Genomic DNA, 16,081 nt, shown 5'->3' with positions numbered 1-16,081 from the left:
ATGCATGAATTTTTCTCATATATATTATGAAAAACATTCGTTTTACTTGTCTATTGTACGTGAGTATACTGATTCTGTTCAATCACTTGAAGGAGGAAAAAGAACTTGAAACCGCTGAAGGCCGATCTTATGATTTTGTTCATCACCATTTGTTGGGGCTCGTCCTATCTTTTTATGAAAATGGGACTGGATTCGCTAGGAGAGTTTAATTTGATAGCCCTACGCTTTGGATTGGCCTTTCTACTTGCAGGAGTGATTTTTCTCCCTCGCTTGCGCCAGGTTAACGTACAAACGATTCGGTATGCCATGCTCCTGGGCTTTATATTATTTATTATGTTCACGGCGCTTACCTTCGGTCTGAAGACCACGACCACATCCAATGCCGGGTTTCTGGTCAGTCTAACGGTGGTGTTTGTCCCCTTATTACATACGTTTCTATTTAAGAAAAAAATAGAGAACAAAGTGGTTGTCAGTATTTTGCTAGCCTTAACCGGCATCGCGCTGTTAACCATCCAGCTTCCTTTCACATTGAAGATTGGTGATCTGTTCTGCATAGCGGCGGCATTATGTTATGCGCTCCATATCAATATGGTAAGCACTGCCGCGCAGAAGGTTGATACGCTAAGCCTTGGCATCCTCCAGCTAGGGTTCACGGGATTGTATGCGTTCATCTCATCCCTGCTCTTTGAAACTCCAGTATGGCCAAGCACGACCAACTCGTGGATTGCTGTCCTTGTTCTTAGCGTGGTATGCACCGCAATCGGGTTCATCTTCCAGACGATCGCCCAAAAATATACAACCGCTACCCGGACGGGACTTGTATTCTCCCTGGAGCCTGTATTCGCGGCATTGGTCGGGTTCTGGTTTGCTCACGAGATCATGAATTCCAATCAATATGTAGGTGCTGCCCTTGTGTTCCTTAGTGTTGTATTATCGAGCGTTAATGTAAAAGTGAGACAACGGTCTACCATCAAGAATAGACCCGTTCCAATGGAGACGTATTCTGCTGAATTCAAGTAAAAAAGCTTGACTTATTCCTCAAAAATTTATATCTTTATATCACGGCTTAACTGATGACGATATCAGTTATGCAGGAACGTGATTAAAGGGGAGTAGCTGACACAACAAAGTCGTCATTCCGGGAAAATTCCCCGGCTTTGTTGGCAACGATACGTTGTTTGCGAGACCTTTACCACACTCTGTGGTGAAGGTCTCTTTTTGATTATGGAGGGCCTTCACCTGCCGGTGGAGGTCCTTTTTGTGCCTTCAATTATACAACTAGGAGGAATTGGTATGGAGCTTTTATTGGAGTATGGGTGGGTACTGTTGGTGCTCATCGCACTGGAGGGGTTACTCGCAGCAGATAATGCGCTGGTCCTTGCCATTATGGTAAAGCATTTACCTGAGACTCAGCGTAAAAAGGCTTTATTTTACGGGTTGCTCGGAGCGTTTGTCTTCCGCATCGGATCGCTGTTCTTAATCTCGTTCCTGGTGGACGTATGGCAGGTGCAAGCTATTGGCGCACTCTATCTTCTCTACATTTCGATCAATCACACATTGAAACACTTTATCAAAGGCAAGAAACCAACGGAAGACGCCAAGCCGCTACCGGACAAACCTAAGAAGCAATCCGGCTTCTGGATGACCGTCTTCAAAGTGGAAGTTGCAGACATCGCGTTTGCTGTAGACTCGATACTTGCAGCCGTAGCACTGGCTGTGGCACTGCCGCCAAGCGGTCTGGCGAACATCGGCGGCCTGGACGGAGGTCAGTTCATCGTCATCTTCCTGGGAGGATTCATTGGTCTGATCATCATGCGTTTTGCGGCATCCTACTTCGTGAAGCTGCTGCAGCAGCGCCCCGGACTTGAAGTGGCAGCATTCCTCATTGTCGGTTGGGTTGGGGTCAAACTTGCAGTCATCACCCTTGCGCATCCGGATGTGGCCCTTATCGACCATCACTTCCCGGAAAGCTCGATCTGGAAGGCATCCTTCTATATTGTTCTTGTGCTGATTGCCGTTATCGGATGGTTTAGTTCATCGAAGGAGAAAGTGCAAGACGAGGACAATGCAATCAAGGAAGTGGAAGACCAACAGCCTGGGAAAACGCTTCAAGGATAAATTCGGTTTCGGATTGGAACAGGACAACGCAACAACGCAATCTATAGATTGATCCAACTACAGACAAAGGCGATTTGCTGACGGTGCATAAACCGTTCACAAATCGCCTTTCTTCCTGCTTATATGGTTAATTGCATATTATATAAATTCGCATAAGCGCCTTGACGGGCAATTAATTCATCATGCGTGCCCTGTTCCTCAATTCCGTCCTCGGATAACACGACGATTCGCTGCGCATTCCGTACCGTTGTCAGGCGATGAGCGATGACAAGCGTTGTGCGATTATTGCTCAACCGTTCCAGCGACTCCTGGACGGCTCGCTCGCTTTCATTATCCAGGGAACTGGTCGCTTCATCAAAAATAAGAATCGGCGGATTCTTCAGGAACACGCGTGCAATGCTGAGCCGCTGCTTCTGTCCTCCGGACAGCTTGACGCCGCGCTGCCCGATATCCGTATCATAACCGTCCGGCAGTGCCATGATGAAATCATGGGCATTCGCTCTTTTTGCCGCTTCAATGATTTCCTCCTCGCTGGCCTCCATATTGCCATACCGGATGTTATCAAAGACGGTTCCCGCAAACAAATATACATCCTGCTGAACAATCCCGATATGTCTCCTTAACGAGTGCTGCGTGATATCCCGGATATCGCGTCCATCCAGCATAATGCATCCTTCACTTACTTCATAAAAACGCGGAATCAACGAACACAATGTCGTCTTGCCGACGCCGGAGGGACCTACCAATGCCACATACTCTCCGGGCTTAATGTCCAGCGATACCTGTTTTAGCACATAGCCATAGTTATCTTTGTATCGAAAGCTGACGTTCTGAAATGTAATATTCCCCTGAACCTGCGTGATGGCCGCAGCATCAACGGAATCCTCGATATCCGGCTCTACCTCCAGAATCTCCATGAAACGGTCGAACCCCGTAATGCCCTCCTGATACAGCCTGGCGAAATTAACCAGTCTCTGGATCGGTTCGATCAGGATGCCGATGCACAAGAAAAAGGTCAGCAAATCCGCCAGTTCCAGCGAGGCATCCACGATTGCGGCTCCGCCAAACACAATGACCGCTATCGTAATAAGTTGGGTAAACCCGACCAACCCTTCGTGAAAGTAGGTTTCACTCTTATACCCTTCCCTTCTGCTGTCCACGAACCGCCCGTTAGCATAGGCGAACTTTTTCCTCTCCACATGTTCATTCGTAAACGACTTCACCACGCGGATACCCGATAGAGAATCCTCCACCTGGGCGTTGATATCCCCGATCCGATCCTTGCTAACCCGCAGCGCCACATTCATCTTCTTATTAAAATAAAAAGCAAACACAGCCATGACCGGCAGAAAGAGAAATACGATCAAGGTAAGCTTCACGTCAATATACATTAAGATGATGAATGCACCCAGGAACTTCAGAACGGAAATGACGATATCTTCGGGCCCATGGTGATACAATTCGGTTAGCGATAGAATGTCATTAGTTGTGCGGGTCATGAGCTGTCCTGTTTTGTTCTCATCGTAGAAACCAAAAGACAGCTTCTGAAAATGGTCAAACAGCTCCCGTCTCATGTCACTCTCCATATAAGCCCCCATCATATGTCCTTTATAGGAGATGAACATATCGCAGAAAGTATGAATGAGGACCATGGCCAGCATGATCGCACCCACCGCATAGATTTGGTTCAGCGGATTCGGGGAATTCCCTTCCAACACGTTAATGGTGATATACCTTATACACAGCGGAAGCATCAGTGTAATTGCCGAAACAACAAAAGCGCATGCCAAGTCTGCAACTAACAACCCCAGATACGGTTTATAATAGGACAAAAATTTCTTGGTTCGAGAATTCAAATATATCTCCTCCATAATGTCGGAGGGTTAAATGCTCATATCCCTCCAAACTTGATTCATGATGTACTCGATTGTTTTTCTCATTCCCAACACCCTTCCTTTTACTTGATGACTCCATCATACCCAAAAACGGTACCACCCCGGAGTGTAAGAATCATTTATAATCAAAAAATCCCCTAAGGGTATAAAAAAGGCAGACATGGATTCTAACCAAGCCTGCCTTTCGCATATTCATGTTTTAACGATTCCAGCGTTCGTTAAGCAGCTCACCATTGATGGCTACAGCAGCCATAGCTCCCATCGAAGCCGCGGCTATGACTTGATACATTTCGGTGGCTGCATCACCGGCGCTGTAGACGCCTGGCACGCTCGTTTTGCCGAAGGCATCAATGACCACGTTTCCGGCTTCATTGATATCACAGCCGATGGCGCCCGGCAATTCAGAGCCGGAGACCAGCTTCGGCGCGAAAAAGATACCCGTGCAAGGAATAACCTTTCCATCCTCCAGCACGACTTGCCGTACCATCCCTTCGTTCGACTCAATGCGATGAATCGGGGAGCTGAATACGGGGATGTTATGCTCCTCCAATTCTTGTCGTTGTTCATCCGTCAGTTCATCCGGTCCATGGGTACAGATTGTATAATGATCACTCCAACCTGCAATGACTTTGGCAAGGTGCGCTGCACCCGCACCCTTGGCAATCACGACAAGCGGCTGATCCCGCAGTTCCCATCCATCGCAATAAGGACAGACGAAGGCACTTTTTCCATATACGTCTGCCAATCCGTTAATATCCAAGGGGCTATCTTTCTTCCCGACGGCAAAGAGGAGCTTTTTACTGCGGTATACCGTCCCTTGCCCTGTTGTAATTTGAAAATCACCATCAACACCTGTAACCGAAGCGGCAGTATCCTCTACAAAACTTACAGAGGGATAAACGCTAATCTGTTCCCTTGCGATCCTGCGAAATTCCGATGGGCTGACACCGTCTCGGGTAAGAAAACCATGGGACTCGCGGGTAACCCTATTTCGCGGCTTCCCTTCATCAATCAGCACCACATGTTTCCTCGCTCTCCCCAATACCAATGCAGCATTCAAGCCTGCCGGCCCCCCGCCAATAATAAGGACATCATGCATTTGTTCACTCATTTATACCAACACCTTTCTGGATCTTTAATGTCCATAATAAGAACGCAAGAAGACAAGACTTCTTGTTTCTTTCTCCGCGCCCAAGGAAGATTGCCATGGACAAATATCATTATAGACTTATGACATCCATTATAGACAAACAAAATCTATAATGCAATCCAATTTCTTTATTACGATTTAAGAAGCGAATAAAACCTCAGCCATTCGTCGTAACCTGAACGGTTTCCGCAATCAAACGCTGTAGATCATGCATTCGATTGGGTGTGGCCAAGCTGGAATGGGTTAACATATCGCACAAGGCAACCAGATCCTCAAGCTTGGATAGGATTGTCCAGTGATCATGCAGAACCGCTCCTCCCTCACGATATGCACGAATAAAGTTCGTTTCAAATACAGATCCATTGCGTTCGTATCGAAGCATATTGGCAATATCTACGTATCGGTTCCATGAAAAAGCCTCCTCCCAATCAAGCACTGCCGAAACCTCACATCCTGCAGCACCATTCCGCATCAATATATTTAAGCCGTTATAGTCCGAATGAACAAGAACGGGTGTATCTTCAATCTCCGACAATAAATGACTATACGTTCGGCTGAAGGACCATACCGATTGAGCCAACTCTTCCCCGAGCCATTGGCCGCATGGATCCTGAAAGAGGCTTTGTTCCATAAATACGAGAAACCGTTCCCCGTCCATCCTCATCGGATCCTGGACTTTCATGTCCCCATTGATGAAACCGGACTCCGTAAATGTGTGCTTGTGTATGTTGGCGAGAATGCGTCCGGCGGAGGCTGCGGCGGCGATGAGATCCTGCTCGCTTCCGTCGCGCATCACATCACGAAGAAGAACGCCTTCCTTCCACTCCATTACCGCCCATGGTTTATCGAATTCGCTGCAGGTCATATCGGCATAGAGATAATCAGCAACAGGAACGGTTTGGCGTACCTTTCGAATGATAGCCAGTTCTTTGTCGGCAATCTCACGACCTTTCCTGAATAAGCGCAGCACGTAAGGCTCTGCACTGTCTTCCAGACGAATTTTGTAGTTGGTATTGCTAAGTCCGGTACCGATCCGTTCAGCGGCTGCTACTTTTTTACCGGGGAATACGGGTGCCATCATATCTTGAATTTGTGTGATGTCTAGTTGCATCGGGGGAACTGAGCGTTCCCATCCCTCTTTCATCTTGATGCCCTCCTATTATGAAAAATTTAACAAACCGCAAGGCGTATCCGTTATTACCTGTACCAATCGCCCTCTCGCCTTACCAACAAATGGCCAACAAGCATCGAAACATACAAATTCTGGCGATCAGGTTCTGGCGTGTAGTTTACATAACTGAATCAGAAGAATAGATAAGAGCCACTCCATCAAGTGGCTCTCATTCATACAAAGCGAATGGTTGTCTCATTTCACATAAACACCGTAGTCCAATATGACATTCCCCTGTTCGTCCGGCGTCATGAAACGGATATGGTGATAGCGTTCGAAGAACCACGGGTTCTCGTCCAGGATCCAGCCTTGTTCGGCGATTTTAGCCATACATGCGTTATGGGGTTCCATACCGAAGAGCTCACCGTTATCCCTATTGCCGTATAACCAACAGATCCCCACATCGCCTTCCGCCAGATCCGCATAATCAAATCCGTCCGGAGCTTCCGTGTGCTCCGGGAACAGCATCCCGATCCAATATTCAAACTGATTTCCGCTCATTCGCATGATTCCGTATGAAGAACCCTCAGATTCAGGCAGTGCGCCAAGCTTCCCGATCTCTTCGAACCAGCCATTGGCGGACCATTCATCCCATCGGTCCGCGAAGCTTCCTGCCGCATTCCGGTGCTCATCGGAATACCGTTTGCCGATCAAGCGTGTTGACGGGATATGTTCTTTATATACTTTGGTTACTTCTGCTGTCACGATCCTCACCCTCCTGCTTCATTTTTCGTTATGTACATCTAATTGAATTCTCGCGCTAGCCTGAGAATCCTGCAAAGGATAGACCCAATATTTCAACTCGAGATGGGCTAGTCTTTAGACATGGGAGTAAAAGCTTGGTTTGTTCAAATCGGATGAGAACGGGTAAACAGAACCATCGGCTTTCAATCTGATCTATTCGAGACGCGTCTATTGGGGGAGCGAGCGATCTGCATGCGCGGAGAAGAAGCGGCCAGGCTTTTTTATGACCAGGAGAAGTTTGTTCGAAGCGGTGCAGCGCCGAAACGCGTGCTGAAAACCCTGTTCGGTGAAGACGGTGTACAGACGCTGGATGACGAAGAGCATCATCATCGCAAAGCGATGTTCATGTCCTTGATGTCCAAGGAAGCTCTTCGCAGCATGAGAGAAATCACGCGTAAACATTGGGAACTGGCTGTAAGTCGATGGGAATCCGAGGATAAGGTCGAGATGTATGAGGAAGCTCAAGAAATGTTATGCCGGGTGGCCTGTGAGTGGGCGGCTGTGCCGCTTCCTGAAGCTGAAGTGAAAGAGAAAACGGGCTGGCTAGCTGCTATGATCGAAGCAACAGCCGCTTTTGGAATCAAGCATAGGAAAGGAAGAAATGCCCGTGCCAAAGCGGAAAAATGGATACAAGAGCTCGTAGTTGACGTGCGCAGTGGAACAATAGACCCGAAGCAAGGCAGTACCCTGCATACGATGTCCTGGCACCGCGATCTTAGGGGCGAGCTTCTGGATAAGGAAACCGCAGCGGTAGAAATCATTAACATTCTCCGCCCTATCGTAGCGGTTGCCATTTACGTATGCTTTACTGCTCTAGCTGTCATTCAGCAGCCCGAAGAGCGTGAACAATTGATGACGTCCGACGAGAAGCAGCTCAAGAATTTTGTTCAGGAAGTGCGGCGGTTCTACCCATTCTTCCCCTTTGCGCCTGCGCGCGCACGGAAGGATTTTACCTGGAAGGGATATGCATTTGATAAAGGTGTGCTCACGATCCTTGACTTATACGGAACGAATCATCATCCCGGTCTGTGGGATCAGCCGGAGCTGTTCAAGCCGGATCGTTTCGATGATTGGAACGGGAGCCCCTTTAACTTCATCCCTCAAGGAGGCGGAGATCATCATACGGGACATCGCTGTGCCGGGGAGTGGATTACGCTTGAGATCATGAAGGAGAGTCTGGACTTTCTGGCGAACAAGATGAGTTATGAAGTGCCTGTACAGGACGTAAGCTTCAGCTTTCACGATATGCCGTCTCTTCCCCACAGTCGAATCGTTATTCGGAAAGTCAAAGCGTTGTAATAAAAACTACTAGGATATGAAGCGGTAGTCAGGGGTGACATCATGCGTGCCTACTTAAGCATTCCAACTACCGCTGACTTTTTCCTTTAGGCGTTAATGGTTATGGTTTAACCGACCTTATCCTCATCGCTCAATCCGCTGGCTTGAAACGCTTGTTCTTTCCCATCATAGCGAGCCAGGGAATGCACCTTGCGGTCTTTAACGCACAATACCGTAAATACGATCGCTTCCCCCTTGATACGGCCATCCTCATCAAGCCAAGTCCCATGCTGCTCCAGTACGATCCATTCATCCTTGGCGTAACGATTTAGCGTAGCCATCTGCAGATTCGCTCGTTCCAGCCACTCTTCCAAGTCCGCATTATTCATGAACCCGGCGCCTCGTGGACCTGCAATCTCAATTTGGGGTGCGGTTAAGCCAAGCAGTCCTTCCAGATCTTTATGGTTGGATCGATCCACCCATTGTTCCGCCGTTTCAATCGTCATCAACGTCTGATGGTGTGCCGAATTACATTCCATTCCAATATCACTCCTTATGCTCGGATGCCGTTCAAATAATGAAGCGTAGTATACTTCACAAAATCTGCATGTGACATGCTATCTTCCCTGACCAGGATGGAGTACACAAGAGGATCCAGTAATTGCATAAGCTGCAAGGCAGAGAAATGCGTCGGCAAATCTTCGGTGAATACCCGCTCCTTCTTCCCTCGCTCAATGATTCGCTCCAAACAGTCGATCACTTCATCCTGAACGCTCTGGAGCTCTTTAGCCTTTGCATCCGCGAAGATGGCACCCATATCCGGAAAACTCGTCAGCACAAAGGTAAAAAACGAGCTGGATAAAGCTTCGTCTATGATCCGTTCCACCTGTTGAACCGGATGGAAATCCTCGCTAACCGTCGATTCCACGATCTGCCGGAATTCCATTATTTTAGGTTTAATGAGCTCAAATACAAGCTCCTCTTTGGATTTATAATGCAGATACAATGTACCTTTTGCTATCTCTAACGCATCTGCGATGTCACTCATTTTTATGGCATAATAACCGTTGTCCGTAATTAGCCGCTCAGCTGTTTGAAGGATTAGCTCTTGCCTCGCCTCAAATTTCTGTTCGCGTTTACTCAACACATCACCCAACTTCTCATTGAAATTGACCCTTCAGTCATTTATGACTCGTGGGTCATTTTATTTCAAACGAACTCTCTTGTCAAATTTAAGCTTGTACACCTTGCCCCCTGCATGTCACAATAAACTAGAGACTGACAGCACAATCAACCTATTTTGAACGGGAGGACCTTAATCATGAAAACGATGAAGCTTGGAAGCAGTTCACTGGAAGTACCTGTTGTAGCCGTTGGTTGCATGCGTATAAATTCGCTGGAAAAAGCGGAAGCCGAGCGTTTCGTGTCATCCGCACTGGAGGAAGGCGCTAACTTCTTCGACCATGCCGACATATACGGCGGCGGAGCTTGCGAGGAAATTTTTGCAGATGCGATACATATGAATGCAGAAGTCCGCGAGAAGATCATTCTGCAATCGAAATGCGGGATTCGTCAGGGCATGTTCGATTTCTCCAAAGAGCATATCTTGAATTCCGTCGATGGCATACTGAAAAGACTCAAAACCGAGTATCTCGATGTACTTCTTCTTCACCGTCCGGATGCGTTAGTTGAGCCTGAAGAGGTGGCTGAAGCATTCGATAAACTCGAAAGCTCCGGTAAAGTGCGTCATTTCGGCGTATCCAACCAGAATCCGATGCAAATCCAGCTTCTGAAAAAAGCAGTGAAGCAGCCGCTCGTAGCCAACCAGCTGCAGCTAAGCATCACGAATACCACCATGATACAGAGCGGGATCAACGTCAACATGGAGAATGACGCCGCAGTTAACCGTGATGGCAGCGTGCTGGATTTCTGCCGACTTCACGACATTACGATTCAGCCTTGGTCTCCTTTCCAATACGGGTTCTTTGAAGGCGTATTCCTTGGAAGCGACAAGTTCCCTGAGCTTAATCAGAAGATCGATGAAATTGCGGAAAAATACAACGTAACGAATACCACAATTGCCATCGCATGGCTTCTTCGTCACCCTGCACATATGCAGCCGATCATTGGGACGATGAACATCAGTCGTTTGCAAGACTGCATTAAAGCCGGCGATGTAACGCTCACCCGCGAAGAATGGTATGCGATTTACCGTGCGGCAGGCAACATCCTGCCTTAAGGCCCGTTACAACACAGCCTCCTATCGACTACGATAGGAGGCTGTTTCATTATAATGCCGCGTTGTTTGAGGATGACGAAGGTTTGCGCTTGTTCACCGAGCTTAGACAAACAGGTATCATCACCAGCGACAGCAAACCTCCCGCAATCGAGAGTGTACCGTAACTGGTATGGGCAACCACCATACCGGATAAAGCGCCGCCCGATGCTCCGGCCAAAGCAATCAAGACATCCACCGTTCCCTGTGTTCTGGCGCGGGCGGAAGGATGGGTAGCATCTATGATGAGCGCCGTTCCGCTGATGAAGCCAAGGTTCCAACCCAGCCCCAGCAAAGCCAGCGCCGTTATGATCAGCGCCATGGATTCGGCCGGAGCCAAAGCGGCTAGAATCCCGGAGCTCAGAAGCACGGCTCCGGAAGCGATTGACATGCTGATGCGGCCAATTTTGTCCACGAGGAAACCTGTGATTAACGAAGGCAGGTACATCGCTCCGATATGAATGCCTATCACCAAACCGACCGCACTCAGGTCATGGCCGTGATGTTTCATATGGACGGGCGTCATGGTCATGATGGAGACCATGACCACCTGAGTCAATATCATCACGCAGGCTCCAACCAAGATTCCCCGTTTGTTTCGTTCTGATCCGTTTACCGTTCCGGCCGAAGAATCACCGGAAATTTTAATTTTAACTTCCTCAATCGCTTGGGCAATCGCATAGGGGTCCGGGCGCAGGAATACTAGCAGGATCAGGCCTGCCAGAATAAAAGCCACGGCTGCCAGAATAAACGGTCCCGCCAATCCAGGAATCCCGAAGGATTCCGCAACGTTCCCCATAACCCCCACCAGATTCGGACCCGCAACGGCACCAAAGGTGGTGGAAACCATCGCCATGCTGACCGCTCCCGCCCGCTGTGCAGGTTTAGCCAAATCCGTGCCTGCATAACGAGCTTGCATATTCGTTGCGGTACCTGCACCGTATATTAACAACGAAGCGAACAGCAGATAGATATTTTGATAAACAGCAGCCAATATGACTCCGATCGCGGCAATCCCACCCGCCAGGAATCCGGCAGCCAAACCCGGCCCTCTACCATATTGCTGGGTAAGCCGGCCAATATACCAGGCACCCAGAGCGGAACCGACCGTGATTAGGGCAACAGGGATTCCTGCATAGCTGTCGGTCTTGAGCATATCCTGTGCCAGAAGCGCACCGACCGTCAATCCAGCAGCCAAGCCAGCCCCACCGAATATTTGCGAGAGGATCACAACGATAAGGGTCTTTTTATACAGCTTGTTCTGCAAATCTGGCAAATCTATGTAAGATTGAATATGGGATAGCCGTTTTGTCTTGGTTTCAGCAATATCCTGATCATGGGACATGGACATTCTCCTTTCATGTGCTACCAAACAGAATACCATAAACGATCTTACGATAAGAAGAAATTTTCATTTCACTTGGCAAGATAGGAATTGCCCGCTAAATTAAATCTGCCGTGCGTTAACCGAAACATGAATGCCCTATCACCAGAGCCTCGCAATGCTCCGGCCCGCCTGTCTCCCTGTGAACAGACAGCCTCCCAGAAACGTTCCCTCCAATGCACGGTATCCATGAACGCCTCCCCCTCCGAATCCCGCAACTTCTCCAACCGCGTAGAGTCCGGGAACCGGCTCGCCGTTTGCATTCAGTACCCGGCCAGATAGATCCGTCTGCAGCCCGCCCAACGTTTTCCTGCTAAGAATATGTAAGCGTACCGCGATCAAAGGGCCATGGGCCGGATCCAGAAATTTATGCGGCTTGGCTACGCGTACCAGACGATCGCCGATGTAATTCCTTGCACCTCGAAGCGCCGTAATCTGCAGATCCTTGGTAAATGCATGGTCCATCTCGCGGTCTCTCGCAGCCAGCTGACGCTCCATGTCCACCTGCTTGATCAGATCGCTGCCTGTCATTTTATTCATGCCATCCACTAGCTCGGGCAGTGAATCGGCAACAACAAAGTCCTCTCCATGATCCAGGAATGCCTGCACCGGCCCCGGGATACCTGAACCTACTCTGCCTAACACCTTGCGGATGCTCTTTCCGGTCAAATCCGGGTTTTGCTCTGATCCGGACAAGGCGAATTCCTTCTCTATCACTTTTCTGGTGAGAATGAACCAGGAATAATCAAAGCCGGTATCCTGAATGGCTTTCAGGGTTCCCAGCGTATCGAAGCCCGGGAAATTCGGGGCAGAGAGCCTTTGCCCTTTGGCATCAAGCCAAACAGAAGAAGGGCCCGGCAGTATCCGGATTCCGTGCTTTGACCAGACCGGGCTCCAATTCTTAATCCCTTCGGTATAGTGCCACATCCGGTCTCTATTGACGACCCGCCCACCTGCTTTCTCCGTTATTCCGAGCATCCGTCCATCCACATGCTCGGGAACGCCAGAGAGCATCGTTTGCGGAGGATGACCGAGCCGAGATGGCCAATGCTGCCGGATCAGCTCATGGTTGGCACCGATTCCTCCGCTGGAGACAACGACGGTCTCTGCAAAAAACTCATAGTCGCCGACCACCTCCCGCGTGCTTGCTTCGCCGCGATAAGCCGAACTCGGAGCAAGGACTGAGCCTCTTACGCCTGTAACGGCACCCTCCTGCGTGATAAGTCCATCCACTTGGTGACGGGGGCGATAATCAACCATTCCTGAGCGTATGGCGTCTCTGACCCTGGACTCGAATGGTTGCACGACTCCAGGACCTGTTCCCCACACAATATGAAAGCGCGGCACGGAATTGCCATGCCCCTCCGCGAGATACCCGCCACGTTCGGCCCAGCCTACAACGGGAAAGAATCGGACCCCTAAAGAATGCAGCCATGCCCGTTTCTCGCCGGCCGCAAAATCAACATAGGCCTCTGCCCATTTCCGCCCCCATCGATCCTCGTCATCCTCCCGATCGAAACCAGCGGCTCCCAGCCAGTCCTGCCACGCCAGTTCACGGGAATCCTTGATGCCCAGTCTTCGCTGTTCCGGCGAATCAACAAGGAATAACCCGCCAAAAGACCACCATGCCTGCCCGCCCAGCGAGCTTTCCGGTTCCTGATCAAGCAGCAGCACCCGCTTGCCGGCCTCGGCTATCTCCGCGGTTGCCACAAGACCGGATAACCCCGCTCCCACCACGATTACGTCATATTTCATACGTGCACCCCCGTTTATCGGATATAAACAAGCAGGACCTGCAACACTCTGGCAATAGCACGTCTGGTTGTTTAAACATGATATTCTCCGAATTGGAAGCGTTTCCCTCTTGCTGCGAATCGGAATCGCAGAACCTCATGTCGTATTCATATAGTGTATGCCTTCCCTGTGCCACAAACTTGTTTAACACCAAAAAAAGTGAACCCCAAATGGATAAGGGTTCACTTTATGGTTAGCGTATCTGCGTTTCGTTCCAATGGATTAAACGATGTTCATGCTTCGTCATGCGATCGTCCTCACGCCTGCATAAGCTTTATCCTGTCCGTTCCTCCGCCTCCGCAGCCAGTTTCAGGAGCTGATCCCTCACTCGTACAACTTCGCCGATGATCAGAAGCGCCGGATTCTTCACGTTCATAAGATGGGCAATCTTGTGGATGGTTCCGAGCGTTCCCGTTATGGTTCGCTCCTCTGCCCTTGTCCCCTGTTCAACGATAGCAACGGGAGTTGACGACGGCTTGCCATGAGCGAGCATCTCCTTGCAGATGTCGTCCATTCTGCTGACGCCCATGTACACCACAAGTGTATCCACACTGTGAGCCAGCAAGTCCCACCTCACGCTTCTCTCGTTTCCATGGCAGCTCGTTCCGCTGACAAAAGCTACCGAAGTGCTGGCTCCACGGTGGGTCAGAGGTATCCCTGTGGAGGAGGCTGCTCCCAATGCCGAGGTAACGCCGGGCACGATCTCGAAGGGAATGCCTCGCGCAGCCAATTCGCACGCCTCTTCGCCACCTCGTCCGAAGATCAGCGGATCACCTCCCTTGAGTCTTACGACATCATGACCGGCAAGGGCATAAGTCACCATGTTCTCGTTAATTTTCTCCTGCGGAAGGGAATGGCTGCCGGGGGCCTTACCGCAGAATACGAGCAAAGCATCCTTTTTTGCGTAACTCAACAGCTCATCGTTCACCAGTCGATCGTACATAATGACGTCCGCTTCCTGAATACGCCGAAGGGCTTTCAGCGTAATCAGCTCCGGATCTCCCGGACCTGCGCCAACAATATACACCATGCCCGGCCTCATCGTCTTTTATCGACCGGAACTGCCGTCGCCTCCATAACCCTGAGTCCATGATGGGCCTTCGCAACCGGATTAACCTCGCTGCGCTTTCCGAATCCGAATTGGGATAAGTGCAACATCGCCCCGGTAAATACCGCTCCGCCAATAAAATTACCTATTAGTACGGGGATTTGGTTCCAGAGCCACCAATCGGCCACACTGACATCCGCCCCGAGCATCATGCCCGCCGGTATCACAAACATATTTACAACCGCATGCTCGAATCCTTGACCGAAAAAGATCAGGATGGGCAGCCACATCGCAGCGATTTTTCCTATCGTTGAGCTTGATGTAAACGCCATGACAACGCCTAACGCCACCATCCAGTTGCAGAGCATAGCCTTGATCACTACCAGCAGCATGCCGCTCACGCCCAGCGCCTTATAGCCGAGTGTCTTTGTCTCGCTCGTGTCGACAATCATCTGAATAAGCGGATGGCTCATATCCGTCCCCATCTTGGTCGCGGTAAGCGCATAGAGCCCCCCATAAATCAGACAGCCTATCAGATGTCCGAGAATAACCCATCCATAATTCGCAAGCATGGAGGCACTTGAAGCTTTCTTTTGCAGGACGGCTAATGGCAAGAGCGCAAAGCTTCCAGTTACCAACTCTAGGCCCAGCAGGACAATCATCACAAAGCCAACCGGAAACAGGACTGCGCCCACCATCGGGATATTCGTTTGGTTCGAAGCCGTAAAAGCTAGCGTGGTGGCGCACGCCAGGATGGCGCCTGACAGCATGCCGCGGGTGAGCATTTGCGAAGTCTTCAGCCGAGCTTTCGCGGCTCCGGCCTCGATCATGTCATACATGACCTGATTCGGTTTCACATAATCCATATCGTGCACCCCCTCTTATGGAATCCATCTTTCGCGTTTAAGCCGTACGATCCTGAAGGTATATCGCGCCGCTTACTGGATCAACTTCAACCTGATAGGTGTTTACGTTGCCCGTATCCGGCTCTTGAACCTGCCCGCTGCATAGGTCGATCTTCCAATCATGCAGAGGACAGTGCACCTGCTTCCCGCACACCATTCCCTCCGAAAGCTTGCCTCCTTTATGCGGGCACTTGTTCTCCACGGCCAGTATATCCCCATCCGATAAACGAAACAGCGCGATTTCCGTTCCGTCGATCTCAATGGTCCTTGAGCCCTTATGATCAATTTCGTTCACGTATCCTACATGAAGTTTCGTCAT

At 49.8% G+C, this 16,081-nt stretch carries 15 protein-coding genes; 4 read left to right on the top strand and 11 right to left on the bottom strand.

Features of this window, described 5'->3' with window-relative positions; genetic code table 11:
* The first annotated feature begins 105 nt into the window (after positions 1 to 105).
* Positions 106 to 1,020: a DMT family transporter gene (locus OHJ21_RS05545; protein ID WP_486019468.1), complete on the top strand. Its 915-nt coding sequence runs from the start codon at positions 106 to 108 to the stop codon at positions 1,018 to 1,020.
* Between the two features lie 273 nt (positions 1,021 to 1,293).
* Positions 1,294 to 2,118 carry a TerC family protein gene (locus OHJ21_RS05540; protein WP_100536709.1) on the top strand — a complete coding sequence of 275 codons (825 nt, stop codon included), beginning with the start codon at positions 1,294 to 1,296 and terminating at the stop codon, positions 2,116 to 2,118.
* 119 nt (positions 2,119 to 2,237) lie between these two features.
* On the opposite strand, the gene OHJ21_RS05535 is transcribed toward OHJ21_RS05540, so the two are convergent.
* The 4 genes from OHJ21_RS05535 to OHJ21_RS05520 all read right to left on the bottom strand — a co-directional run bounded on the left by OHJ21_RS05535 (position 2,238) and on the right by OHJ21_RS05520 (position 7,039).
* The gene (locus OHJ21_RS05535; protein WP_486019467.1) at positions 2,238 to 3,974 is read right to left on the bottom strand and encodes an ABC transporter ATP-binding protein; all 1,737 of its coding nucleotides are present in this window, start codon (positions 3,972 to 3,974) and stop codon (positions 2,238 to 2,240) included.
* 238 nt (positions 3,975 to 4,212) lie between these two features.
* A complete protein-coding gene (locus tag OHJ21_RS05530; RefSeq protein ID WP_486019466.1) occupies positions 4,213 to 5,124 on the bottom strand; it encodes an NAD(P)/FAD-dependent oxidoreductase in 912 nt (303 codons plus the stop codon).
* A gap of 196 nt (positions 5,125 to 5,320) precedes the next feature.
* Complete coding sequence (locus tag OHJ21_RS05525; RefSeq protein WP_326112618.1) at positions 5,321 to 6,307, bottom strand: phosphotransferase family protein; 987 nt, start codon at positions 6,305 to 6,307, stop codon at positions 5,321 to 5,323.
* A 222-nt stretch (positions 6,308 to 6,529) separates the two neighbouring features.
* Positions 6,530 to 7,039, bottom strand: a complete 510-nt coding sequence (locus tag OHJ21_RS05520; RefSeq protein ID WP_326112619.1) for an AraC family transcriptional regulator — start codon at positions 7,037 to 7,039, stop codon at positions 6,530 to 6,532.
* 174 nt (positions 7,040 to 7,213) lie between these two features.
* Between OHJ21_RS05520 and cypC the strand changes: the two genes are divergently transcribed.
* Positions 7,214 to 8,377: a CYP152 family fatty-acid peroxygenase CypC gene (gene cypC / locus OHJ21_RS05515; RefSeq protein WP_486020998.1), complete on the top strand. Its 1,164-nt coding sequence runs from the start codon at positions 7,214 to 7,216 to the stop codon at positions 8,375 to 8,377.
* 107 nt (positions 8,378 to 8,484) lie between these two features.
* Here cypC and OHJ21_RS05510 read toward each other — a convergent pair whose 3' ends face one another.
* Positions 8,485 to 8,895, bottom strand: coding sequence for a hypothetical protein (locus OHJ21_RS05510; protein ID WP_326112623.1), 411 nt, complete (start codon positions 8,893 to 8,895; stop codon positions 8,485 to 8,487).
* 14 nt (positions 8,896 to 8,909) lie between these two features.
* Complete coding sequence (locus OHJ21_RS05505; RefSeq protein WP_394056435.1) at positions 8,910 to 9,503, bottom strand: TetR/AcrR family transcriptional regulator; 594 nt, start codon at positions 9,501 to 9,503, stop codon at positions 8,910 to 8,912.
* A gap of 174 nt (positions 9,504 to 9,677) precedes the next feature.
* Here OHJ21_RS05505 and OHJ21_RS05500 point away from each other — a divergent pair, with 174 nt between their 5' ends.
* Positions 9,678 to 10,595 carry an aldo/keto reductase gene (locus OHJ21_RS05500; protein WP_100536702.1) on the top strand — a complete coding sequence of 306 codons (918 nt, stop codon included), beginning with the start codon at positions 9,678 to 9,680 and terminating at the stop codon, positions 10,593 to 10,595.
* 49 nt (positions 10,596 to 10,644) lie between these two features.
* Here the strand turns inward: OHJ21_RS05500 and OHJ21_RS05495 are convergent, their stop codons facing one another.
* The 5 genes from OHJ21_RS05495 to nirD all read right to left on the bottom strand — a co-directional run bounded on the left by OHJ21_RS05495 (position 10,645) and on the right by nirD (position 16,081).
* Positions 10,645 to 11,976 (bottom strand): MFS transporter, encoded by a 1,332-nt coding sequence (locus OHJ21_RS05495; RefSeq protein WP_486019465.1) that lies wholly within the window; start codon positions 11,974 to 11,976, stop codon positions 10,645 to 10,647.
* 141 nt (positions 11,977 to 12,117) lie between these two features.
* Positions 12,118 to 13,770: an FAD-binding dehydrogenase gene (locus OHJ21_RS05490; protein ID WP_486019464.1), complete on the bottom strand. Its 1,653-nt coding sequence runs from the start codon at positions 13,768 to 13,770 to the stop codon at positions 12,118 to 12,120.
* A 313-nt stretch (positions 13,771 to 14,083) separates the two neighbouring features.
* A complete protein-coding gene (gene cobA, locus OHJ21_RS05485) occupies positions 14,084 to 14,839 on the bottom strand; it encodes a uroporphyrinogen-III C-methyltransferase (protein ID WP_243390640.1) in 756 nt (251 codons plus the stop codon).
* Positions 14,840 to 14,847: 8 nt separating this feature from the next.
* Positions 14,848 to 15,723 (bottom strand): formate/nitrite transporter family protein, encoded by an 876-nt coding sequence (locus OHJ21_RS05480; RefSeq protein ID WP_100536698.1) that lies wholly within the window; start codon positions 15,721 to 15,723, stop codon positions 14,848 to 14,850.
* A gap of 37 nt (positions 15,724 to 15,760) precedes the next feature.
* On the bottom strand, positions 15,761 to 16,081 hold the full coding sequence (gene nirD, locus OHJ21_RS05475) for a nitrite reductase small subunit NirD (protein WP_100536697.1): 321 nt from the start codon (positions 16,079 to 16,081) through the stop codon (positions 15,761 to 15,763).

This window comes from Virgibacillus sp. LDC1, assembly GCF_025792345.1.
GTDB lineage: Bacteria > Bacillota > Bacilli > Paenibacillales > Paenibacillaceae > Paenibacillus_AQ > Paenibacillus_AQ lautus.
This window is presented reverse-complemented; position numbering and strand designations above follow the sequence as displayed.

What these genes read in the sequence shown, in the direction of transcription:
- nirD (WP_100536697.1), bottom strand. Translation starts at nt 16,081, where the DNA reads ATGACGAAACTTCATGTAGGATACGTGAACGAAATTGATCATAAGGGC.
- OHJ21_RS05510 (WP_326112623.1), bottom strand. Translation starts at nt 8,895, where the DNA reads ATGGAATGTAATTCGGCACACCATCAGACGTTGATGACGATTGAAACG.
- OHJ21_RS05525 (WP_326112618.1), bottom strand. Translation starts at nt 6,307, where the DNA reads ATGAAAGAGGGATGGGAACGCTCAGTTCCCCCGATGCAACTAGACATC.
- cobA (WP_243390640.1), bottom strand. Translation starts at nt 14,839, where the DNA reads ATGGTGTATATTGTTGGCGCAGGTCCGGGAGATCCGGAGCTGATTACG.
- OHJ21_RS05500 (WP_100536702.1), top strand. Translation starts at nt 9,678, where the DNA reads ATGAAAACGATGAAGCTTGGAAGCAGTTCACTGGAAGTACCTGTTGTA.
- OHJ21_RS05540 (WP_100536709.1), top strand. Translation starts at nt 1,294, where the DNA reads ATGGAGCTTTTATTGGAGTATGGGTGGGTACTGTTGGTGCTCATCGCA.
- OHJ21_RS05530 (WP_486019466.1), bottom strand. Translation starts at nt 5,124, where the DNA reads ATGAGTGAACAAATGCATGATGTCCTTATTATTGGCGGGGGGCCGGCA.
- OHJ21_RS05490 (WP_486019464.1), bottom strand. Translation starts at nt 13,770, where the DNA reads ATGAAATATGACGTAATCGTGGTGGGAGCGGGGTTATCCGGTCTTGTG.
- OHJ21_RS05480 (WP_100536698.1), bottom strand. Translation starts at nt 15,723, where the DNA reads ATGGATTATGTGAAACCGAATCAGGTCATGTATGACATGATCGAGGCC.
- OHJ21_RS05495 (WP_486019465.1), bottom strand. Translation starts at nt 11,976, where the DNA reads ATGTCCCATGATCAGGATATTGCTGAAACCAAGACAAAACGGCTATCC.